At 54.7% G+C, this 20,792-nt stretch carries 18 protein-coding genes, 6 tRNA genes and 1 other RNA gene; 10 read left to right on the forward strand and 15 right to left on the reverse strand.

All coding sequences use genetic code 11. The annotated features are described in order from the left end of the window. Positions 1-158: 158 nt before the first annotated feature. On the reverse strand, positions 159-1,127 hold the full coding sequence (cysK, locus tag ACO6VX_RS00985; protein WP_010671366.1) for a cysteine synthase A: 969 nt from the start codon (positions 1,125-1,127) through the stop codon (positions 159-161). A 141-nt stretch (positions 1,128-1,268) separates the two neighbouring features. Continuing rightward, entirely contained in the window at positions 1,269-2,036 is a 768-nt protein-coding gene (cysZ, locus tag ACO6VX_RS00990) for a sulfate transporter CysZ (RefSeq protein ID WP_010671367.1), read from the reverse strand. Between the two features lie 218 nt (positions 2,037-2,254). Between cysZ and zipA the strand changes: the two genes are divergently transcribed. The 3 genes from zipA (at position 2,255) to ACO6VX_RS01005 (ending at position 5,568) form a co-directional block, all read left to right on the forward strand. After that, entirely contained in the window at positions 2,255-3,253 is a 999-nt protein-coding gene (gene zipA, locus ACO6VX_RS00995; protein WP_029519439.1) for a cell division protein ZipA, read from the forward strand. A gap of 76 nt (positions 3,254-3,329) precedes the next feature. Beyond that, entirely contained in the window at positions 3,330-5,357 is a 2,028-nt protein-coding gene (gene ligA, locus ACO6VX_RS01000; protein WP_022624163.1) for an NAD-dependent DNA ligase LigA, read from the forward strand. Beyond that, positions 5,350-5,568, forward strand: a complete 219-nt coding sequence (locus ACO6VX_RS01005; protein ID WP_003848878.1) for a DUF3820 family protein — start codon at positions 5,350-5,352, stop codon at positions 5,566-5,568. The genes ligA and ACO6VX_RS01005 overlap by 8 nt, the downstream gene beginning before the upstream one ends. A 27-nt stretch (positions 5,569-5,595) precedes the next feature. Here the strand turns inward: ACO6VX_RS01005 and ACO6VX_RS01010 are convergent, their stop codons facing one another. After that, positions 5,596-6,609: a bile acid:sodium symporter family protein gene (locus tag ACO6VX_RS01010; RefSeq protein ID WP_010671370.1), complete on the reverse strand. Its 1,014-nt coding sequence runs from the start codon at positions 6,607-6,609 to the stop codon at positions 5,596-5,598. Between the two features lie 95 nt (positions 6,610-6,704). On the opposite strand from ACO6VX_RS01010, the gene ACO6VX_RS01015 reads away from it, so the two are divergent. Continuing rightward, positions 6,705-7,625 (forward strand): LysR family transcriptional regulator, encoded by a 921-nt coding sequence (locus ACO6VX_RS01015; RefSeq protein WP_010259882.1) that lies wholly within the window; start codon positions 6,705-6,707, stop codon positions 7,623-7,625. Here the strand turns inward: ACO6VX_RS01015 and ACO6VX_RS01020 are convergent. From ACO6VX_RS01020 to ACO6VX_RS01045, 6 genes are all read right to left on the reverse strand, one after another. Further along, a complete protein-coding gene (locus ACO6VX_RS01020; protein ID WP_010259880.1) occupies positions 7,622-7,963 on the reverse strand; it encodes a FlxA-like family protein in 342 nt (113 codons plus the stop codon). The genes ACO6VX_RS01015 and ACO6VX_RS01020 overlap by 4 nt on opposite strands. A 474-nt stretch (positions 7,964-8,437) precedes the next feature. Continuing rightward, positions 8,438-8,573: non-coding RNA, RtT sRNA (locus ACO6VX_RS01025), on the reverse strand. A 43-nt stretch (positions 8,574-8,616) separates the two neighbouring features. Continuing rightward, positions 8,617-8,692 (reverse strand) — tRNA-Lys (locus ACO6VX_RS01030). Positions 8,693-8,696: 4 nt separating this feature from the next. Beyond that, a tRNA-Val gene (locus tag ACO6VX_RS01035) sits at positions 8,697-8,772 on the reverse strand. A 34-nt stretch (positions 8,773-8,806) separates the two neighbouring features. Further along, positions 8,807-8,882, reverse strand: a tRNA-Val gene (locus ACO6VX_RS01040). 41 nt (positions 8,883-8,923) lie between these two features. Next, a tRNA-Val gene (locus tag ACO6VX_RS01045) sits at positions 8,924-8,999 on the reverse strand. A gap of 272 nt (positions 9,000-9,271) precedes the next feature. Here ACO6VX_RS01045 and gltX point away from each other — a divergent pair. Then, positions 9,272-10,687, forward strand: coding sequence for a glutamate--tRNA ligase (gene gltX / locus ACO6VX_RS01050; RefSeq protein ID WP_010257834.1), 1,416 nt, complete (start codon positions 9,272-9,274; stop codon positions 10,685-10,687). A gap of 33 nt (positions 10,688-10,720) precedes the next feature. Here the strand turns inward: gltX and ACO6VX_RS01055 are convergent, their stop codons facing one another. The 3 genes from ACO6VX_RS01055 to ACO6VX_RS01065 all read right to left on the reverse strand — a co-directional run bounded on the left by ACO6VX_RS01055 (position 10,721) and on the right by ACO6VX_RS01065 (position 12,352). Continuing rightward, positions 10,721-11,074 carry a YfeC-like transcriptional regulator gene (locus tag ACO6VX_RS01055; RefSeq protein WP_010257835.1) on the reverse strand — a complete coding sequence of 118 codons (354 nt, stop codon included), beginning with the start codon at positions 11,072-11,074 and terminating at the stop codon, positions 10,721-10,723. A 24-nt stretch (positions 11,075-11,098) separates the two neighbouring features. Then, entirely contained in the window at positions 11,099-11,452 is a 354-nt protein-coding gene (locus ACO6VX_RS01060) for a YfeC-like transcriptional regulator (protein WP_010257838.1), read from the reverse strand. Positions 11,453-11,563: 111 nt separating this feature from the next. Then, entirely contained in the window at positions 11,564-12,352 is a 789-nt protein-coding gene (locus ACO6VX_RS01065; RefSeq protein ID WP_010257841.1) for a formate/nitrite transporter family protein, read from the reverse strand. A 359-nt stretch (positions 12,353-12,711) separates the two neighbouring features. On the opposite strand from ACO6VX_RS01065, the gene ACO6VX_RS01070 reads away from it, so the two are divergent. Further along, positions 12,712-12,787 (forward strand) — tRNA-Ala (locus ACO6VX_RS01070). A 44-nt stretch (positions 12,788-12,831) separates the two neighbouring features. Beyond that, positions 12,832-12,907 (forward strand) — tRNA-Ala (locus ACO6VX_RS01075). A gap of 326 nt (positions 12,908-13,233) precedes the next feature. Here the strand turns inward: ACO6VX_RS01075 and ACO6VX_RS01080 are convergent. Continuing rightward, positions 13,234-14,424, reverse strand: coding sequence for a NupC/NupG family nucleoside CNT transporter (locus tag ACO6VX_RS01080; protein WP_010671371.1), 1,191 nt, complete (start codon positions 14,422-14,424; stop codon positions 13,234-13,236). A 369-nt stretch (positions 14,425-14,793) separates the two neighbouring features. Between ACO6VX_RS01080 and ACO6VX_RS01085 the strand changes: the two genes are divergently transcribed. Continuing rightward, on the forward strand, positions 14,794-16,035 hold the full coding sequence (locus tag ACO6VX_RS01085; protein WP_010257845.1) for an Nramp family divalent metal transporter: 1,242 nt from the start codon (positions 14,794-14,796) through the stop codon (positions 16,033-16,035). A 46-nt stretch (positions 16,036-16,081) separates the two neighbouring features. Here the strand turns inward: ACO6VX_RS01085 and ACO6VX_RS01090 are convergent, their stop codons facing one another. Together ACO6VX_RS01090 and mgrA are read right to left on the reverse strand one after the other, a co-directional pair. Further along, positions 16,082-16,477 carry a DUF2502 domain-containing protein gene (locus tag ACO6VX_RS01090; RefSeq protein WP_010257849.1) on the reverse strand — a complete coding sequence of 132 codons (396 nt, stop codon included), beginning with the start codon at positions 16,475-16,477 and terminating at the stop codon, positions 16,082-16,084. Positions 16,478-16,649: 172 nt separating this feature from the next. After that, positions 16,650-17,639: an L-glyceraldehyde 3-phosphate reductase gene (gene mgrA / locus ACO6VX_RS01095; RefSeq protein ID WP_010257851.1), complete on the reverse strand. Its 990-nt coding sequence runs from the start codon at positions 17,637-17,639 to the stop codon at positions 16,650-16,652. Positions 17,640-17,858: 219 nt separating this feature from the next. On the opposite strand from mgrA, the gene ipdC reads away from it, so the two are divergent. Beyond that, positions 17,859-19,511: an indolepyruvate decarboxylase gene (ipdC, locus tag ACO6VX_RS01100; protein ID WP_422457444.1), complete on the forward strand. Its 1,653-nt coding sequence runs from the start codon at positions 17,859-17,861 to the stop codon at positions 19,509-19,511. A 160-nt stretch (positions 19,512-19,671) separates the two neighbouring features. Next, positions 19,672-20,637, forward strand: coding sequence for a glucokinase (gene glk, locus ACO6VX_RS01105; protein WP_010257856.1), 966 nt, complete (start codon positions 19,672-19,674; stop codon positions 20,635-20,637). Positions 20,638-20,792 lie beyond the last annotated feature (155 nt).

Here is a 20,792-nt window from a genome sequence, read left to right on the forward strand (position 1 = left end):
CAAACGCGGATTAATTTCAGGCATCGAAATAATTGGCAGTCTAAATACCAGAGCGGCGTCACTGAAATCAATCTGCCGGGTGATGAAAGTGAGATCTGCACCACAAAAAAGCACCCGATTGGGTGCTTTTTTCTCCATTTTCGGACTATCGGCCTCTGCTACTGAAGCTCTTTTTCAGTGAAGAGATCGGCAAACAAAGCGGTACTCAGATAGCGTTCACCGGAGGAGGGGAGGATCACCACAATATTTTTGTTGGCGAAGGCTTCATCTTCCTGCAGCTTCAGCGCCGCGGCAACGGCAGCACCGGATGAGATACCGGCCAGAATACCTTCCTCTTCCATCAGCCGACGCGCCGTACTGATCGCCTCTTCATTGGTGATGGCCACGACGCGGTCCACCAGATTCAGCTCAAGGTTGCCCGGGATAAAGCCTGCGCCGATACCCTGAATTTTGTGTGGGCCGGGCTTGATCTCATCGCCCGCCAGCGCCTGAGCAATCACCGGGGAATCGGTCGGCTCAACCGCGACGGTAATCAGATCTTTTTTGCCTTTGGTGTTTTTGATGTAGCGGCTCACGCCGGTCAGCGTACCGCCGGTGCCGACACCGGCAATAAAGACATCCACTTCGCCGTCCGTGTCTTCCCAGATTTCCGGGCCGGTGGTCTTTTCATGGATTTCCGGGTTGGCCGGGTTGCTGAACTGCTGCAGCAGCACATATTTATCCGGATTGCTGGCAACAACCTCTTCAGCTTTGCTGATGGCACCTTTCATGCCTTTGGTGCCTTCGGTCAGTATCAGCGTCGCGCCCAGCGCCTTCAGCAATTTACGGCGCTCAACTGACATGGTTTCTGGCATCGTCAGCGTTAATTTATAACCGCGCGCTGCGGCGACATAGGCCAGAGCAATACCGGTGTTGCCGCTGGTCGGTTCAACCAGTTCAACACCCGGTTTCAGAATACCGCGTTTTTCTGCGTCCCAAATCATATTGGCACCGATACGGCATTTTACGCTGAAGCTCGGGTTACGGGATTCAACTTTCGCAAGGATGCGGCCGTTACCGATGCGGTTCAGTCGAACCAATGGCGTATGACCAATTGTCAAAGAGTTGTCTTCATAGATCTTACTCATAGCCTGTCCTTAACTGTATGAATTATTGGGAACCCTATGAGCATACCTTTTCTGCCTGGTGGCGGAAGGAAAGAAATCGTATATCTATATGTCGCCCGGCAATAAGCCCTGCTAAAAAGAGCATAAGGCGCGCTGATGAATTTAACGCAACTCATGACGTGCCAGCGTTGACCGGTAGCGATCGACCCACATGGCGGTGGCACCGCAGACGGCAACCGGCATGATCACCAGGTTCAGAACCGGGATCATGGTGAACAGACTGATTAGCGCGCCAAACTGCATATTGGCCGTTTTGTGTTGACGCAGGGCGTTGCGCATCTGCTGAAACGGCACTTTGTGGTTATCGAACGGATAGTCGCAATACTGGATGGACAACATCCAGGCGCTGAACAGGAACCACAGCACCGGCGCAACGGTCTGGCCAAAGCCAGGAATAAAGTAGAGCAGCAGCAGTCCCAGCGCGCGGGGCAGGTAATAACCCAGTTTTTGCAGCTCGCGCTTCATAATGCGCGGCACATCCTTGATCATTCCAGCCCAGCCGCTGTCCGGCAGAGGCTTGCCTGTCAGGCGGCCTTCCAGCTGCTCGGCCAGCAGGCCGCAAAACGGAGCGGCAATTAAGTTTGCCAGGGTCGAAAAGAAGTAGCTAAACACCAGCACAATCGCAATCACCGACAGCGGCCATAACAGATAGCTCAGCCACTGCAGCCAGTCCGGAATATGGGCCATCAGACGCGGGATCCAGTCACCGAGACGATAGAAAAGCCAGATGAAAGCGCCACCCAGCATCACGATATTGATCAGCAACGGCATCACCACAAAGCGGCGAATGCCAGGCAGACGTACCAGTTTCCAGCCCTGGCTAAAGTAGTGCATGCCGTTAAAATTTGAGACGGAATTCTCAATGGCCATAAAGCCAGTTCTCCTGAAGATGTTAAGGCGCGCCCACTATAACCTGGCTTTTTCTCCAGGCCAGGTGCCGTTTGGGTAAAAAAACAGCGAAAAAGCGTGGGTTGCCTATCTTATTTGTCAGAAAATAGTGCACAGACTTGCACTTGTGTAGCAGGGCAAATACAGTTAGAGGATAAAGTTTGCCGCGGTGGCAAGGTATTGGAACAACAGAGAATACAATGATGCAGGATTTGCGTCTGATATTAATCGTTGTTGGCGCGATCGCCATTATAGCGCTCCTTCTTCACGGGCTGTGGACCAGCCGTAAAGAGCGTTCGTCAGTGTTCCGCGATCGCCCGCACAAACGTCTAAAACAACGTGATGAAAATGATGAGCAGGACCTGATTGACGACGAGGATGATGGCGTCGGCGAGGTTCGCGTTCGTTCTGATCGCAACGTACATCAGGAACCGCGTTTCGATGAGATTCGCGAGCCACAGCCAGAAGCGCCGCGTAAGCCTGCGCCCGCTGAGCCTGTGCGTCAGCCTGCGCCACGACCCGCACCGCAACCCGAACCTGAAAGCGACCCGCTTTTTAACACGGCACCGCAGCCTGCTCCGCAGTCGCGCCCTGAACCGGTTCGTCAGCAGCCCGCACCCACTTTTGTCGCGCCGCCCGTTCAGGCCGACCCACTGCTGGATCTCGACCCGCTGGAATCTGTACAGCCAGCACCGCAGTACCAGGCAGAACCTGAGCCGCAGCCTGAAGTGACATCGGCGCCCGCGCCAGCACAGCCTGCTGCTAAAGCGCCAGCGGAAAAACCGAAAGAAGCGGTACTGGTGCTGCATGTTGCCGCGCACTCGGGCGGTGAACTGAACGGTGAGGCACTACTGCAGGGTATTCTTCAGGCGGGCTTCCAGTTTGGTGAAATGAACATTTTCCATCGTCATCTCAGCCCGGCTGGCAGTGGCCCGGTATTGTTCAGTCTGGCCAATATGGTTAAGCCGGGCTCATTCAATCCTGACCTGATGACCGATTTCAGCACGCCTGGCATCTCTATCTTTATGATGGTGCCTTCTTATGGCGATGCGAATCAGAACTTCAAGCTGATGCTGCAGTCGGCTCAGCGTATCGCTGATGATGTAGGTGGCGTGGTGCTGGATGATGAGCGTCGCATGATGACGCCGCAGAAGCTGGAAACTTACAAAGCGCGTATCCGCGATGTGGTTGGCGTCTGAGACCTGCGCTAAACGCTATCTGAATTGTTAAAAACAAACCCCCGCCTGTCGGGGGTTTTTTATCTGATGGGGCTTTATGAAATCCGTCCAGGATCACATCACCGAACTGCGCACCACGTTGCGCCATCATGAATATCTCTATCACGTTATGGATGCGCCGGAAGTGCCGGATGCTGAATACGATCGTCTGATGCGTGAACTGCGTCAGCTGGAGGAGGAGCACCCGGATCTCATTACGCCAGACTCGCCGACACAACGCGTGGGTGCCGCGCCGCTGACGGTCTTCGAGCAGGTGCGCCATGAAGTCCCGATGCTGTCGCTTGATAACGCCTTTGATGAAGCCACGTTTATGGCTTTCAACAAGCGGGTGCAGGATCGCCTGAAAAGCAGTGACGACATAACCTACTGCTGTGAACTCAAGCTCGATGGCGCTGCGGTCAGCCTGATGTATGAAAATGGTCTGCTGGTCCAGGCCGCAACGCGCGGTGACGGCACAACCGGCGAGAACATTACCGCCAATGTCCGCACCATTCGCGCTATCCCGCTGCGGCTTAAAGGCGACAACATTCCGGCACGGCTGGAAGTGCGTGGCGAAATATTTATGACGCAGCGCGGCTTTGAAAAGCTGAATGAGGAAGCACGCCGGACTGATGGCAAAGTCTTTGCTAATCCGCGCAATGCAGCAGCCGGTTCTCTGCGTCAGCTGGATCCGCGCATTACCGCCAAACGTCCGCTGACCTTCTTCTGCTACGGTTTTGGCCTGCTGGAAGGCGGTGAGATGCCGCACAGTCACATGGGGCGTCTGCAACAGTTTAAAGCCTGGGGCCTGCCGGTCAGCGACCGCATTAAGCTGGTGCACAACGCAGAAGAAGCCCTGGCCTTCTATCGTGATATTGAGCAACAGCGTCCGAATCTGGGTTTTGATATTGATGGCGTGGTGATCAAAGTCGATTCACAGGAACTGCAGGAAAAACTGGGCTTTGTGGCGCGCGCGCCGCGCTGGGCGATTGCCTTTAAATTCCCGGCACAGGAACAACTGACCTGGGTGCGGGACGTCGAATTTCAGGTTGGCCGCACCGGGGCTATCACACCGGTAGCTCGCCTTGAGCCGGTGCAGGTCGCGGGCGTGATCGTCAGCAATGCCACGCTGCATAATGCGGATGAAATCGAGCGGCTGGGATTACGCATCGGCGATCGGGTGGTCATTCGCCGCGCCGGTGATGTGATCCCGCAGGTGGTCAACGTGGTGCTCGCCGAGCGCCCTGAACAGACGCGTGAAGTCCTGTTCCCGGCACACTGTCCGGTTTGTGGTTCCGAGGTTGAACGGGTCGAAGGGGAATCGGTCACGCGCTGCACGGGCGGTTTAATCTGCGGTGCTCAGCGCAAAGAGGCGCTGAAGCATTTTGTCTCGCGCCGGGCACTGGATGTTGATGGCATGGGCGATAAGATTATCGACCAGCTGGTGGAGAAAGAGTACGTCAACACACCTGCGGATCTGTTCCGTCTCACGGCGGGCAAACTGACCGGACTGGATCGCATGGGGCCGAAATCGGCGCAAAACGTTGTCGACGCGCTGGAGAAAGCGAAATCGACTACGCTGGCGCGTTTCCTCTATGCACTGGGCATTCGTGAAGTGGGTGAAGCCACCGCTGCCAATCTGGCTAACCATTTTGGTGAATTGCAGAAGGTCATGGATGCCGATCTTGAGGCGCTGATTGCGGTGCCGGATGTCGGCAAAGTCGTTGCGGCACACGTGCGCAACTTCATGGAAGAGGAAAGCAACCGTGAGGTTATCCGCCAGCTGGTCGAGGATATCGGTATTCACTGGCCGCAGGTGGTGGTGGTGAGAGCCGAAGAGATCGACAGTCCGTTCGCGGGTAAAACGGTGGTGCTGACTGGCTCACTGTCGCAGATGAACCGCGATGATGCCAAAGCGCAGCTGATCGCGCTGGGCGCAAAAGTCAGCGGCAGTGTCTCAAAGAAAACTGATTTGCTGATTGCCGGTGAAGCGGCTGGTTCAAAGCTGGCGAAAGCAGCGGAGCTTGGCATTGAAGTGATTGATGAAGCGGAAATGATCCGCCTGCTGGGAGCCTCAGATGGATGAACATCAGCTGGTGGCGATAGCCAATACGCCTATGCCGTTTGGCAAATATAAGGGGCGGATGCTGATCGATCTGCCTGAGCCTTATCTGCTGTGGTTTGCCCGCAGTGGGGACTTTCCGTCTGGTCTGCTGGGTGATCTCATGCAACTCACCCTGACAATAAAAATTGAGGGTCTGGAAGGGTTAGTTAAACCGCTTCAGACCCGTAAGTAACGCTGCCCGCACTGGCGGGCAGCCGATCTATTTCTGAGACTCCATTACCGAATCCTTGACCTGCACAGCCTGCTGCTGCTTCTCATTGGTCTTCTTATAACGTCCGGCAATAAATGAGCAGACCATCAGCTGTACCTGATGGAAAATCATCAGCGGCAGCACAATAATCCCCACGGTACTGGCCGGGAACAGGATATTCGCCATCGGCACGCCATTCGCCAGACTCTTCTTCGAACCACAAAACAGCACCACAATCTCATCGGCGCGTTTAAAGCGGAACAGACGCGAGGCCAGCAGGTTGATAATCAGTACGGCGGTCAGCAGAATGATTGAGCCTGCCACAATCCACAGCAGCGTAATCAACCCAACGCGATGCCAGATGCCATTAACCACCGCTTCACTGAAGGCGGAGTAGACCACCAGCAGAATCGAGGTCTGGTCGGTTTTGCCAATCAGGCTGCGGTGCTTCTCAACCCAGCCACCGATCCAGCGCCGTGAGAGGTGTCCCAGTACGAAAGGCACCATCAGTTGCAGCATAATCTTCCCGATCTGCTCCAGTCCATCGCTGGGCGCGCTGCTGTGAATATCCATCACCAGGTTCACCAGCAACGGCGAAATAAACACACCCAGCAGGCTTGATGCAGAGGCGCTGCATACCGCTGCCGCAACGTTACCGCCCGCCATGGAGGTAAACGCGATAGCGGATTGCACGGTCGCAGGCAGGATACAGAGGTAGATAAAGCCGGTATAAATTTCCGGGCCGACATTAACCGGATGCCACCAGACCAGCAACAGACCCAGCACCGGAAACAGCACAAAGGTGCTGAACATAATCCACAGATGCAACCGCCAGTGACTGCTGCCTGAGATGATCTTTTCACGCGACAGCTTGGCACCATGCATAAAGAACAGCAGTGCTATCGCTGCCGTCGCGAGATAGCTGAATATATCAACGTAGATCCCCCTGGCTGGCAGAAAAGAGGCCAGCAGCACGGTGATGATGAGTTTAACCATCATCGGATCGAGTTTTAAAAATCCCATTGTTAAATTCCGGTAAATTTTTCAATAGCGCGATTGTGCGTGAAACCTGTTTAGAAATAAAATTGATTTATTGAATTAATCTATGAGCAGAATCGATGAATTACACCCTGCGTCAGCTACGAACCTTTATTGCGGTGGCACACTATGGCGGATTCAGCCAGGCGGGGCAGGCGATAGGTCTGAGTCAGTCGGCGGTCAGCCACAGTATTAAAGAGCTGGAAGCGGAAACCGGCGTGCGGTTGCTGGATCGAACCACCCGGGAGGTGATGCTGACTGAAGCGGGAAAACAGCTGGCGTCACGCATGGAGCGCCTGCTGGAGGAGATTCATACCACGCTGCTGGATATCCGCAGTTTTGGCGAACAGCGCAGTGGTACCGTCAGGGTGGCAGCCAGCCAGACCATTTCCGCTCATCTGATGCCGCAATGTCTGGCCGCCAGCCAGCAACACTTTCCTGACATCAAAGTGATACTGCACGATCGCGCCCAGCAGTGGGTGCTGCAAAGTGTGCGTAACGCCGAAGTCGATTTCGGGATTGTGATTGGGCCACTCAGCGACAGCGATTTTGACAGCATCGCGATTCTTGATGAGCCTTTCCTGCTGCTATGCCGTGATGATGATCCGCTGGCGCAGGTGGAAAGGGCAGAATGGTCAATGCTGGATGGCCGCACCATGGTGCTTCAGGACTATGCTTCGGGCAGTCGGGTCCTCATTGATGCGGCGATGCAGCAGCAGAATATCAGGGCTGAAGTCGTTCAGGAGATTGGTCATCCCGCTACGCTGTTTCCGATGGTACAGGTGGGGATCGGCATCAGTATTCTGCCCGCGCTGGCGTTACCGTTACCGGCGGATCGCGCATTAACGGTGCGGCGTCTATATCCTGAAATCAATCGCAGCCTCACGCTGATCAAGCGTAAAAACCGCTCGCTTACGCCTGCTGCCGAAGCGATCTGGCAGGAGGTGCGCCAGCAGGCGACGCTGCTGGCGCAACAACGCGAGGCCAGGCCCGCATTTTAGATGTAGACGTCAATTTTGTTGGTGTCGGTAGGGCGGTTAATCCCGTCTGCTTTGCTCTCACTGACGGACGAGCTGTCACTCTTTGGCTGATCCTGCTCGGCCTGCTTCTGTTCCAGCTGAGCAATCTGTGCCTGCAGCATGGTGATTTGTGACTGATACATCTGCTGCATTTCAGACTTCTGTTCGTCAGTCAGTTCTTTGTTGTCGGCCAGCTCTTTGACTTGCGTTAAGACGTTCTGAATCTGTTTATTCAGCGCCGCGACCTGCGAGGCAACACTGCCGCCACCGCTGTCACCGCCACTGACTGCACTGCTTAGAATTCCGGAAATTGAAGACATCATTTTTCTCCCTGTAAGTTGTCAGATACGTTATCGGCACGCTGTGAAACGACTTGAGAGCTGAAATTGTTAAGGTTGCGAAAAGGTGAGAGCTTATCTGTTAAGCCAATGTCAGTGCAGCAGAAAAAAAACAGGCACCAAAAAGGGCTAAAAGACAGCAGATAAGCTTAAAGCGAGGGGAGCACAGGCCTGTAGCAAAGCATCGCGGGACAGGGACAAAAACGCCGGGAGCGTTTTTGAACAACGCAAAGCGTTGGCCCGTTTGCGGGCGCACCTCAGGGATGAGGTGCGTAATCGCCCGCGCTGAGCCTGCCATGGATGGCGATTTTGCGTCTTTGCGAAAGGCCTGTGCTCCCTGAGCCAGCACTTTGTTTAAAGTCTGAAATAGCTGGAAAAAGCAGTTCCACTCTGAAGCGCAGGAAATCTCTCAATAGCAGAAACGAAAAAAGCGCCTTAAGGCGCTTTATTCTGAATTGGTGGGTCGTGCAGGATAGCCTCGGCCCGTCGTGGGCCTCGCCCTGCGGGTGATGCTGTCGCATCAGCCTGAATCGCTCCCGGCGATTCAGTCGAACCTGCAGCAGGTTCTCACCCTGCACGGTAAAGTCCGTGCCCCGGAAACGAAAAAAGCGCCTTAAAGGCGCTTTATTCTGAATTGGTGGGTCGTGCAGGATTCGAACCTGCGACCAATTGATTAAAAGTCAACTGCTCTACCAACTGAGCTAACGACCCGAAGTGGTGGGTGATGACGGGTTCGAACCGCCGACCCCCTCCTTGTAAGGGAGATGCTCTACCAACTGAGCTAATCACCCACTTCGTACTTCAGTACTACTAACAGGCAAGATATGGTGGGTGATGACGGGTTCGAACCGCCGACCCCCTCCTTGTAAGGGAGATGCTCTACCAACTGAGCTAATCACCCATATCTTCATACCTGTTCACTGCGGGCCACGCTGTTAAGAGTGGTGGGTGATGACGGGTTCGAACCGCCGACCCCCTCCTTGTAAGGGAGATGCTCTACCAACTGAGCTAATCACCCCCGCTGTGTGGAGTCGCATTATAGGGATAGTTGATTTTGAGTCAACGCTTTTTAAAACATAAATGTGCGTTCGGTTTATTTTTAAACACCCTGTCGCGCTTTTAGCCAATGTGCTGGTTTTACTGGCAGAAAAGCCCCTTTTCCCGGGCGGCAACCGGCGGGCATGCATTGAGGATTCACCGTCAGATGCTAGAATGTGCCCACTGTTTTTTCGCGTCTAACCTGTTTTTTGTCATCCAGACAGAGAACCCGCGCATCTAAGGCAATACTCAATGAAAATCAAAACACGCTTCGCGCCCAGCCCGACTGGCTATCTGCATGTAGGTGGCGCCCGTACCGCACTTTACTCCTGGCTCTTTGCCCGTCACAACCAGGGCGAGTTCGTGCTGCGCATTGAAGATACCGATCTGGAGCGCTCCACGCCGGAAGCTATCGAAGCCATCATGGATGGCATGAACTGGCTGAGCCTCGACTGGAATGAAGGCCCTTACTACCAGACAAAACGTTTTGATCGTTACAACGCGGTCATTGATGAAATGCTGGAAGCGGGCACAGCCTATAAATGCTACTGCTCTAAAGAACGTCTGGAAGCGCTGCGTGAAGAGCAGATGGCCAACAACGAAAAGCCGCGTTACGACGGCCGCTGCCGTGACAGCCATGAACATCATGCAGATGATGAGCCGTGCGTTGTGCGTTTCCGCAATCCGCAGGAAGGTTCGGTCATCTTTGACGACCAGATCCGTGGCCCGATTGAGTTCAGCAACCAGGAGCTGGATGATCTGATCATCCGCCGCACCGATGGTTCGCCAACCTACAACTTCTGCGTCGTCGTGGATGACTGGGATATGGGCATCACCCATGTGATTCGCGGTGAAGACCACATTAACAACACGCCACGTCAGATCAACATTCTCAAAGCAATTGGCGCGCAGGTTCCGGTCTATGCCCACGTCTCAATGATCCTTGGCGATGACGGCAAAAAGCTCTCCAAGCGTCATGGCGCGGTAGGGGTGATGCAGTATCGTGATGATGGCTACCTGCCGGAAGCGCTGCTCAACTACCTGGTTCGTCTGGGCTGGTCACATGGCGATCAGGAAATCTTCAGCGTGGCCGAAATGGCTGAGCTCTTTACCCTGGATGCAGTCAGTAAGTCTGCCAGTGCGTTCAACACTGAGAAACTGCAGTGGCTGAACCATCACTACATCAATACGCTGCCGCCAGAATATGTGGCGACACACCTGCAGTGGCATATTGAAGAGCAGAAAATTGATACCCGCACGGGGCCGGAACTGGCGAAGCTGGTTGGTCTGTTAGGCGAGCGCTGCAAAACATTGAAAGAGATGGCTGCATCCTGCCGCTACTTCTATGAAGACTTTGCAGAATTTGATGCCGATGCCGCGAAGAAACATCTTCGTCCGGTAGCGCGTCAGCCGCTGGAAGTGGTACGCGATAAGCTGGCCGCGATCGAAGAGTGGACGGCTGAAAACGTACATCAGGCTATTCAGAGCACCGCAGATGAGCTGGAAGTCGGGATGGGGAAAGTGGGCATGCCGCTGCGCGTGGCCGTAACCGGTGCCGGTCAGTCACCCGGACTGGATGTCACCGTGGAAGCGATAGGCCGCAGCCGCAGCGTTGCACGTATTGAGCAGGCGCTGGCCTTTATCAGTGAGCGGGAAGCGCAGGCTTAATAAACAGAACCGGAAGCTTCGCGCTTCCGGTTTTTACTCTTCAGTGATATCCAGACGCTGCAACATGCCTTTAATTCCTATCCGTAATATCAGCGCTGACAGCTGCTCCTGTTCAGCCTGACTCATTTGCGGAACCGCATTTACTAACAGTGCCGTCAGTGAATCTGCCGGAACCCTATACATTGCAGCGGGTTCGTGCAGACTACGCGTCGAATGGATAAATTTTTCTACGCGATCATCGACATGAATCAATCGCGCCTTGCCGCCCTGAATACCGGGTCTGGGCAGGGTGGTCCAGTTTTCGCGCTTAATCCATTTGTTCACTGTCTGTCGGCTCAGGCCCGTCTCTGAGGCGAGTTCTTCGGGTGTTAACCATTCCTTTTTCATCATACCTTCCCTGATAAATACACCTTACTCTTCGCTGATTCCCAGTCGCTGCAAAACGCCCTTGATACCTTCGCGTAAGATTAGTGCAGTGAATTGATCCTGCTCGTCCTGAGTCATTTGCTGGACGGAACTTATTAATAACGCAGGTAATGAATTAGACGGAGTGCCATAAGTTGCCGTCGGCTCGTTAAGGTTACGGGTCGACTGAATAAAACTTTTCACGCGCTCATCAATGTGAATCAATCGGGCTTTACCGCCTTGCACACCGGGCTTCGGCGTGGTCGTCCAGTTTTCCCGCTTGATCCATTTATTCACCGTTTGCCGACTGTAACCCGTCTCTGCAGCCAGCTCTTCGGGGGTAAGCCATTCCTTTTTCACGATGCAGTCCCTGATTAATACATTAGCAGGACATATTACAGCAAAACGTAACGGGTGAAAGTAACTGAAGCTGAAATTGCCTTTTGTCTCTCGACAAAAGGCAAAACATCATTACTGAGGATTACTGGCGGGTTCAGCGGCAGGGCGGAATGCAAGGAAATAGGCCAGACCAACGAACACGGCACCACCCACGGCATTGCCTGAGAAGACGGCAATAAAATTAGGGAAGTACTCTGCCCAGCTCATCTGACCGGCAAAAATGGCGGCCGGAATAATAAACATGTTAGCGACAACGTGCTGGAAGCCAATGGCCACAAATGCCATCACCGGGAACCACATGCCGAAGATCTTGCCGACCACATCTTTACTGGCAAAGGCCAGCCATACCGCCAGGCAAACCAGCCAGTTACAGCCGATACCGGAAATAAAGGCGTGCAGGAAATCAGCGTGGACTTTTGCAGAAGCGATAGCAACGGTCTTCTTCAGGTAATCGCCCTCGGTCATACCCAGCATGTGACCAAAGAACCAGGCGACAGCCACGCTGCCGAGAAAGTTAGCCAGGGTAACCCAGAACCAGTTGCGCGCCACGCTCATAAAGCTGATGCGACGGGCGAACCAGGCCACCGGTAAGGTCATCATATTACCGGTCAGCAGTTCACCACCCGCCAGCACGGTCATGATGATCCCCACCGGGAAGACCGCGGCACCTAACAGGCCACCAAAAGAGCCCCATTCAGCGGGAAGGGTGTTGATCACGTGAAGATCCAGCAGGAAGCCGGTCGCAATAAATGCGCCCGCCATAAAGCCGAGAATCAGAAGGATGCTGACAGGTGCACGGCTTTTAGCCACGCCTGACTGGATCGCCAGTTGTGCGATTTCTTTAGGTGTATGCAGCGACATAGTATCTCAGTAGTTTTTTTATGATTAATGGGACGATAACGCCTGGTGGACGCGTGGTGCGCGGGAGAGGGTCCCGGGTACCACTAAATTAGCGGGCTAAGTTTTGCATGCGAAAAAGCCGAAGACAAGAAAATTCCTATAACATATTTAACCGTGAATTAACCTGACGGCAGACTAAATAACAGTTAAAAAACGGTCCTGTGTGAACAGACACGATTTTCCCCTGCAGCATGCTGCTGAAACTTCGCAGGTTGCCGCCTTTTTCAGCGATCAAACAGAGAATGTCATTTTGCCGTTGACACCCCGGAGGGGGTTTCATATTATGCCGTCCGTCGCTTAACGCGACAGTTTTTCGGTTCGGGGCTATAGCTCAGCTGGGAGAGCGCCTGCATGGCATGCAGGAGGTCAGCGGTTCGATCCCGCTTAGCTCCACCAAACTTCTTCCCAAAAGTTTGGCACTGAAAAACGATTCCAGATGTGGGGGTATAGCTCAGCTGGGAGAGCGCTTGCATGGCATGCAAGAGGTCAGCGGTTCGATCCCGCTTATCTCCACCATTTTCTGACACGCCGTTGTCAAAATCCTTTCTGATTAATCTCTTATTCGCCAGTTGCTGCGGATCCCAACGCTATTGCTTTGCCATTCACGCTGCTGCGCACGCTTAAATACGTTATTACCGGCATGACCCGCCATAACATCCGATGCTGTTTGCAGGACGTTGTGCCGCCTGTTGTGCACGATCTGAATGCAGATGTGAACATGTGCAATGGAAGAGATAACGCGGGAAGGGGGAATCAGCGGGAAGCAGAGCAAGGATAGAGCAGAAAGAGAAGGGCGAGACCTGCTCGCCCTTTGATGCTAAGAGTAGTGCGCAGAACCGTGCTTAGAACGCCAGAACCAGACCGGCGATAGCGGCGGAAAGCACGCTCACCAGCGTAGAGCCGTACAGCAGCTTCAGACCAAAGCGGGAAACCACGTTGCCCTGTTCTTCGTTCAGACCTTTAATCGCACCGGCCACGATGCCGATAGAAGAGAAGTTAGCGAACGAGACCAGGAACACAGAAAGAATACCTTCTGAATGTGGTGACAGCTGACCCGCGATTTTCTGCAGATCCATCATGGCAACAAACTCATTCGACACCAGCTTGGTCGCCATAATACTGCCGACCTGCAACGCTTCGCCAGCAGGCACGCCCATCACCCAGGCAAACGGATAGAAGACAAAGCCGAGAACGCCCTGGAAGGAGATGCCGAAGATCAGATCAAACAGCGCATTCAGACCTGAAATCAGCGCGATAAAACCAATCAGCATGGCGGCAACGATAATCGCGACGCGGAAACCGGCCAGGATATACTCGCCCAGCATCTCAAAGAAGCTCTGGCCTTTGTGCAGATCCTGCAACTGCAGATCTTCTTCGTTCTCAACGCGATAAGGGTTGATCAGCGACAGCACGATAAAGGTGCTGAACATGTTGAGCACCAGCGCGGCGACCACATACTTCGGCTGCAGCATGGTCATGTAGGCGCCGACGATCGACATCGATACGGTCGACATCGCGGTCGCGGCCATGGTGTACATGCGGCGCTGTGACATTTGGCCCAGGATATCTTTATAGGCGATGAAGTTTTCTGACTGTCCCAGTATCAGAGAACTCACAGCGTTGAAAGATTCCAGTTTTCCCATGCCATTCACTTTCGACAGTACGGTACCAATACCGCGAATCACCCATGGCAGGATACGGAAATGCTGCAGAATACCGATCAGCGCAGAGATAAAGACGATAGGGCACAATACGTTAAGGAAGAAGAAGGCCAGACCTTTGTCGCTCATGTTGCCAAAGACGAAGTTGGTACCCTCAGCGGCATACTTCAGCAGATGGTCAAAGAAGCCCGCGAATCCTTTGACGAAACCGAGTCCCGCTTCTGAGTTCAGGAAGAACCAGGCGAGCACAATTTCAATCACCAGTAGCTGTATAATGTAGCGAATGCGAATGCTTTTACGATCGTGACTAACCAGCAAGGCGAGTATCCCGACCACCACCAGTGCTAAAAGAAATTGCAAAATATGGGACATGGTTGCTCCAAATTTGAGGAGGGTTGTATTTTGTTGCGTATTCTATGTAACGCGTTACTTAAAAACGAGATCTGAACCACAATATAAGTATTCGCTATCGTTATATTTTCCAGAAAAGTTCCAGAGATCACGTCCTGTTTACAAATACTTCACTTCAGATAACCACATAATTATTGTCTGAATTTTACGCCGGGCGTAAAGTGACACTATTGCTCACATTTTTAGCAATCACATCCTTTACTGTAATGTATAGCAATGGCTATACTTTATAGCAGCATCTATTACACCGATAACAATAAACGAATTTCACTTGCACCTGCTAACCCCTAAGCTGCCGGGGCAGGCAAATGTTCAGACAGGGTACCGGATATGTTTGAAAGTCGTACCGCCGAGCGCGCCGCTCGCGGAGTCAGAAAAGTCAAACTCGCACTACTGGGGCCCGCTTTTATCGCCGCTATCGGCTATATCGATCCGGGCAACTTTGCGACCAACATTCAGGCGGGCGCTGCTTACGGCTACAAATTGCTGTGGGTGGTGGTATGGGCCAACATCATGGCCATGCTGATTCAGCTGATGTCAGCCAAGCTGGGTATCGCTACCGGCAAAAACCTCGCTGAACACATTCGCGATCGTTTTCCCCGGCCCGCCGTCTGGTTTTACTGGGTGCAGGCGGAAATTATCGCGATGGCCACTGACCTGGCGGAATTTATCGGAGCCGCGCTGGGGTTCAAACTGCTGCTCGGTATTTCTTTGATGCAGGGCGCGGTGCTGACCGGCATCGCCACGTTCCTGATATTGATGTTACAGAGCCGTGGGCAAAAGCCGCTGGAGCTGGTGATTGGCGGACTGCTGCTGTTTGTGGCGGCGGCCTATATCGTTGAACTCTTCTTCTCTCAGCCCAGTGTCAAAGAGCTGGTGATCGGCATGGCGCTGCCCGCGTTACCAACGTCGGATGCTGTATTCCTGGCGGCGGGTGTGCTGGGTGCGACCATTATGCCGCACGTGATTTACCTGCACTCCGCGCTGACGCAGGGTAAAAGTGAGGACAGCAAAGGTCAGCGGTACTCCTCAACTAAACTGGATGTGGCGATTGCCATGACCATCGCCGGATTTGTAAACCTGGCGATGATGGCGACCGCCGCAGCGGCGTTTCACTTCAGCGGGCACAGTAAAATCGCTGAACTCGATCAGGCCTATCTGACGCTGCAACCGCTGTTAGGTCAGGCAGCGGCGACGGTGTTTGGTCTGAGCCTGGTGGCCGCCGGATTATCTTCAACGGTGGTCGGTACGCTGGCGGGGCAGGTGGTGATGCAGGGCTTTATCCACTTCCATATTCCCCTGTGGGTGCGCCGAACCGTCACCATGCTGCCCTCCTTTATTGTCATCTGGGCAGGCTGGGACCCGACAAGGGTGCTGGTGATGAGTCAGGTGCTGCTGAGTTTCGGTATTGCGCTGGCGTTGATTCCGCTGCTCTCCTTTACCGGCAACCGCGAGCTGATGGGCGATGATATGGTTAACTCGCGTCTGATGCAGAATACCGGGCGACTGATCGTGCTGCTGGTGATTACGCTGAATCTTTACCTGCTGGTGGGTGAAGCGCTGGGGCTGTAGCGGTTATGGTAAACAAGAAAACGCCCGGCTATGCCGGGCGTTTTTATTAATGGCGATCGTGTCCGTGATGGTCTGGACCGCGATGGTCAGGCCCACGACGGTCATGATGATCCCAGCCACGATCACGATCGCGGCGATACTGATGTTCCCAGCGACGCTCACGGTCGCGCTCATGCCAGCGGCGTTCGCGCTCCCACTGCTGCTGACGACGCCACTCTTCGTGTCGCCACCAGCGGCGTTCGTTGTAAGAATAGCGGTCGTTCCACCAGCGCGGTTCACGCCAGCGGCCACCATCCCAGTAATAGCCACGGCGATCGCGATCGCCAAGATTCAGGGTGACGCCGGGGGCCAGAGTAATAGAGGCACTGGAGGCCTGGGCTGTGTGGTGTGCCAGCGGCGACAACAGGGCCAGCAGGGCAGCAAAAATAAGGGCTCTTTTCATTTTCTTCTCCTCATCAACAGTCTGACACTGTTGCGGCGCAGCGATTATGCCTGCGTATTGCTGTTGTTACCGCATCATTGTGTCGGAAGATTGTGAGGAAATTGGGGAGAGAAAGGGGTTTGAGACTATTCTGGCGCAGAAAACGCCCGGCCTCAGCCGGGCGCTAAAACCGTTACAGCAGCGCCGCGTCAATCGCAGCTAACTCGCTGTCGCTGAACTGACGGCGAGCGAGCATCGCCACCGCGTCATCGATCTGGGCTGTTTTGCTGGCTCCGATCAGTACTGAAGTCACACGCTCATCGCGCAGCACCCACGCCAGCGCCATCTGCGCCAGCTTCTGTTCGCGCTGCTGCGCAATAGCATTAAGCTTGCGGACTTTCTCCATCTTCTCATCCGTCAGCTGGTTCTCATTCAGGAACTTGCTGCCGCTGGCCGCGCGCGAATCTTCCGGAATGCCCTGCAGATAGCGATCGGTGAGCACGCCGCCTGCCAGCGGAGAGAAGGCGATACAGCCGACGCCCGCATCGCCCAGCGTCTGAATCAATCCCTGCTCAGGTGTGCGTTCAAACATCGAATAGCGCGGCTGGTGAATCAGACAAGGGGTGCCGAGATCGCGCAGGATAGCTATCGCTTCGGCGGCGAGATCGGCCGGATAGTTAGAAAGGGCAGCGTAAAGCGCTTTGCCCTGGCGCACCACATGATCCAGGGCGCGCATCGTCTCTTCCAGCGGGGTTTCCGGATCGGGACGGTGATGATAGAAAATATCCACATACTCCAGCCCCATTCGCTTCAGGCTCTGATCCAGACTGGCGACCAGATATTTACGCGAACCCCAATCCCCATAAGGCCCCTGCCACATGGTATAGCCCGCTTTAGTGGAGATGATCAGCTCATCACGATGGGCACGAAAATCTTCCCGCAGAATACGCCCGAAGTTCTCTTCGGCTGAGCCAGGGGGTGGACCGTAATTGTTGGCTAAGTCGAAGTGCGTGATGCCAAGGTCAAACGCATGACGCAGCAGCTCACGGCTGTTATCGACCCGGGTACTGTCACCAAAGTTATGCCACAGTCCCAGCGAAATGGCGGGCAGTTTGATTCCGCTGCGGCCGCTGCGGCGATATTCCATCTGTTGATAGCGATCGGGATGAGGGAAAAGGGACATTCAGCGCTCCTGGGTAAAAACGGGGATATGTGCCAAAAGTCTATCAGTGTATACGGTTACACTCAGTGACAGCGCGCTGCAATTCGCATTTTTACAGAATATTCCGCCAGCGTAACGTCGCCTTTCCAGCCATTGCGGCTGGCTAAAATAGCGGCACGCCTCGCTAATTTCATCCTGTGTCAGATACTTAACCCGACTCTTCCCTGAAAGGAATGCGCAATGTCCACGTTCACTGTTGGAGATTACCTGCTGACCCGTCTGCAGGAGATTGGTGTAAAGCATCTGTTTGGCGTGCCGGGCGACTATAACCTGCAATTTCTTGACCACGTCATCGCCCATCCGGCCATCAGCTGGGTAGGCTGCGCTAATGAGCTTAACGCAGCCTATGCGGCAGACGGTTATGCACGCTGCAACGGCGCGGGAGCGCTTTTGACCACCTTTGGTGTGGGCGAGCTCAGCGCGATTAATGGCATTGCGGGCAGTTATGCCGAGTATCTGCCGCTGATCCATATCGTTGGCGCGCCTGCGACGCAGGCCCAGTTGCAGGGGGATTGTGTTCATCATTCGCTGGGCGATGGCGATTTCCAGCATTTTATTCGCATGGCCACAGAAGTCAGTGCGGCAACGGCACAGCTTACCGCCGACAACGCCACGGCTGAGATTGATCGGGTGATCGTCAGTGCGCTGCAGGCCCGTCGTCCCGGCTATTTGTCGCTGGCCGTCGACGTGGCAGCCATGGAGGTGCAGCCACCCGCGCAGCCCCTGAACAGTCATCAATCCTCTTCGCCCGCTGCGCGTCGCGCTTTCAGCGATGCGGCGGAACGTTTGCTGGCACCGGCGCAGCGGGTTTCACTGCTGGCCGATTTTCTTGCGCTGCGCTGGCAGCAGCAGTCCGCACTGGCCGCGCTGCGTGAACAGTGTGCGATTCCCTGTGCCAGCCTGCTGATGGGCAAGGGGGTTCTGGATGAACAGCAGCCGGGTTACGTCGGTACCTATGCCGGTGAGGCCAGCGCAGGGCAGGTGTGCGAACAGATCGAGCAGGTGGATGTGGCGATCTGCGTCGGGGTGCGATTTACCGACACCATTACTGCAGGCTTCACGCAGCAGTTTAACCCTGAGCGACTGATTGATCTGCAGCCCTCCAGCGCCAGCGTGGGCGGTGAACGTTTTGCGCCGCTGTCGATGGCGGATGCGCTGAGCGAACTGCTGCCGCTGTTTAAACGCTATGGCCAGCAGTGGCAACCCGCCGCCGCACCGCCCGCCGCGCAGCCTGCAGAACCGGCGGCGGTGATCAGCCAGCAGGCGTTCTGGCAGGCGATGCAGGCATTCCTGCAACCCGGCGACCTTATTCTGGCCGAGCAGGGGACAGCCGCCTTTGGGGCCGCCGCGTTAAGATTGCCCTCGCAGGCGCAGCTGGTGGTTCAGCCATTATGGGGATCAATCGGCTATACTCTTCCGGCAGCATTTGGCGCGCAGACTGCCGATCCTGATCGCCGGGTTATCCTGATCATCGGAGACGGTTCGGCGCAGCTGACAATTCAGGAACTGGGTTCGATGCTGCGCGACCAGCAGCGGCTGATACTCTTTTTGCTGAATAATGAAGGCTATACCGTCGAACGGGCGATTCATGGCGCAACACAACGTTACAATGATATTGCCCAGTGGAACTGGACGGCCTTACCGCACGCCCTTAGCCTGCAGGGCCAGGCGCAGAGCTGGCGTATCAGTGAAACGGTGCAGTTAGAGGAAGTGATGGCGCGACTCTCAGAGCCGAAGTGGCTCTCTCTGGTTGAAGTCGTTATGCAGAAAGAGGATTTGCCGCCACTGCTACGAAAAGTCACCGCCTGCCTGAATCAACGCAACGGCGGCTAAGATTCAGATAGTTGCCGCTGTGCAGGGTGGACTATCGCGGTTAGGCTGTAGCACACCTGAGTAAGACGCTCACCAATCGCACCGGTGAGCGTTGTTGTTTTATGGGCAGAATTTTATAGTGTCCTCCAACTCTTAAGACCCCAAGCGGAGCAACAGAAGAATGACAACCTATGCCTTGGTCGGCGATGTCGGCGGTACTAACGCACGCCTCGCCCTGTGTGAGGTGGAAAGCGGCAGCATCACCCAGGCCAAAACATTCTCAACATCAGAATACGACAGCCTCGAAGCCGTCATCCGCCACTATCTTGATGAACAACAGCAGGACGTTAAAGATGGCTGTATTGCCATTGCCTGCCCGATTACCGATGACTGGGTTGAAATGACCAACCATGACTGGGCGTTTTCCACGCGCAAGCTCAAAGAGAACATCGGTTTTGAACACCTGGAAATCATTAACGACTTCACTGCGGTATCTATGGCGATCCCGATGCTGACCGCCGAAAACGTGATTCAGTTTGGCGGTACAGAGCCAGTCAAAGATAAACCTATCGCGATTTATGGTGCCGGCACCGGATTAGGCGTCAGCCATCTGGTGCATGTGGACAAGCGCTGGGTCAGCCTGCCAGGTGAGGGCGGTCATGTCGACTTCGCTGCCAACAGCGAAGAAGAAGATCAGATCCTGGAAGTGCTGCGCGAAGAGCTGGGCCATGTTTCAGCGGAACGTGTGCTGTCAGGTGCCGGTCTGGTTAATCTCTATCGTGCGATTGTTAAAGTGGATAATCGCGTGCCGGAAAACCTGAAGCCGAAAGATGTCAGCCAGCGTGCGCTGGATGACAGCTGCACCGACTGCCGTCGCGCGCTGTCAATGTTCTGCGTCATCATGGGCCGTTTCGGCGGCAACCTGGCGCTGAATCTTGGCACCTTTGGTGGTGTCTATATTGCCGGTGGCATCGTGCCACGCTTCCTGGAGTTCTTTAAGTCGTCGGGTTTCCGTGCAGCGTTTGAAGATAAAGGCCGCTTCCGCGACTATGTTGCCAGCATCCCGGTTTATATGATTACGCACGACCAGCCTGGCCTGCTGGGCGCGGGCGCGCATCTGCGCCAGACGCTGGGTCGCGAAATCTGATTCTGCTTTACCTCGCGCGCACTGCCATTCTGCGCGCGAGCGATTTTCCCGATCGGCCTGCTTCAGCGGGGCAGGATCGGGAAAACCCCCCGGATTTTTTGCTGCTGCTCTCCTGCTTCGCCACACATCTTTCTGAACAGGTCTTTAACCCTCCT

This window comes from Pantoea sp. BJFS-204 (genome assembly GCF_049310725.1).
In the GTDB taxonomy this organism is placed as follows: domain Bacteria; phylum Pseudomonadota; class Gammaproteobacteria; order Enterobacterales; family Enterobacteriaceae; genus Pantoea; species Pantoea agglomerans.

What these genes read in the sequence shown, in the direction of transcription:
- cysK (WP_010671366.1), bottom strand. Translation starts at nt 1,127, where the DNA reads ATGAGTAAGATCTATGAAGACAACTCTTTGACAATTGGTCATACGCCA.
- cysZ (WP_010671367.1), bottom strand. Translation starts at nt 2,036, where the DNA reads ATGGCCATTGAGAATTCCGTCTCAAATTTTAACGGCATGCACTACTTT.
- zipA (WP_029519439.1), top strand. Translation starts at nt 2,255, where the DNA reads ATGATGCAGGATTTGCGTCTGATATTAATCGTTGTTGGCGCGATCGCC.
- ligA (WP_022624163.1), top strand. Translation starts at nt 3,330, where the DNA reads ATGAAATCCGTCCAGGATCACATCACCGAACTGCGCACCACGTTGCGC.
- ACO6VX_RS01005 (WP_003848878.1), top strand. Translation starts at nt 5,350, where the DNA reads ATGGATGAACATCAGCTGGTGGCGATAGCCAATACGCCTATGCCGTTT.
- ACO6VX_RS01010 (WP_010671370.1), bottom strand. Translation starts at nt 6,609, where the DNA reads ATGGGATTTTTAAAACTCGATCCGATGATGGTTAAACTCATCATCACC.
- ACO6VX_RS01015 (WP_010259882.1), top strand. Translation starts at nt 6,705, where the DNA reads ATGAATTACACCCTGCGTCAGCTACGAACCTTTATTGCGGTGGCACAC.
- ACO6VX_RS01020 (WP_010259880.1), bottom strand. Translation starts at nt 7,963, where the DNA reads ATGTCTTCAATTTCCGGAATTCTAAGCAGTGCAGTCAGTGGCGGTGAC.
- gltX (WP_010257834.1), top strand. Translation starts at nt 9,272, where the DNA reads ATGAAAATCAAAACACGCTTCGCGCCCAGCCCGACTGGCTATCTGCAT.
- ACO6VX_RS01055 (WP_010257835.1), bottom strand. Translation starts at nt 11,074, where the DNA reads ATGAAAAAGGAATGGTTAACACCCGAAGAACTCGCCTCAGAGACGGGC.
- ACO6VX_RS01065 (WP_010257841.1), bottom strand. Translation starts at nt 12,352, where the DNA reads ATGTCGCTGCATACACCTAAAGAAATCGCACAACTGGCGATCCAGTCA.
- ACO6VX_RS01080 (WP_010671371.1), bottom strand. Translation starts at nt 14,424, where the DNA reads ATGTCCCATATTTTGCAATTTCTTTTAGCACTGGTGGTGGTCGGGATA.
- ACO6VX_RS01085 (WP_010257845.1), top strand. Translation starts at nt 14,794, where the DNA reads ATGTTTGAAAGTCGTACCGCCGAGCGCGCCGCTCGCGGAGTCAGAAAA.
- ACO6VX_RS01090 (WP_010257849.1), bottom strand. Translation starts at nt 16,477, where the DNA reads ATGAAAAGAGCCCTTATTTTTGCTGCCCTGCTGGCCCTGTTGTCGCCG.
- mgrA (WP_010257851.1), bottom strand. Translation starts at nt 17,639, where the DNA reads ATGTCCCTTTTCCCTCATCCCGATCGCTATCAACAGATGGAATATCGC.
- ipdC (WP_422457444.1), top strand. Translation starts at nt 17,859, where the DNA reads ATGTCCACGTTCACTGTTGGAGATTACCTGCTGACCCGTCTGCAGGAG.
- glk (WP_010257856.1), top strand. Translation starts at nt 19,672, where the DNA reads ATGACAACCTATGCCTTGGTCGGCGATGTCGGCGGTACTAACGCACGC.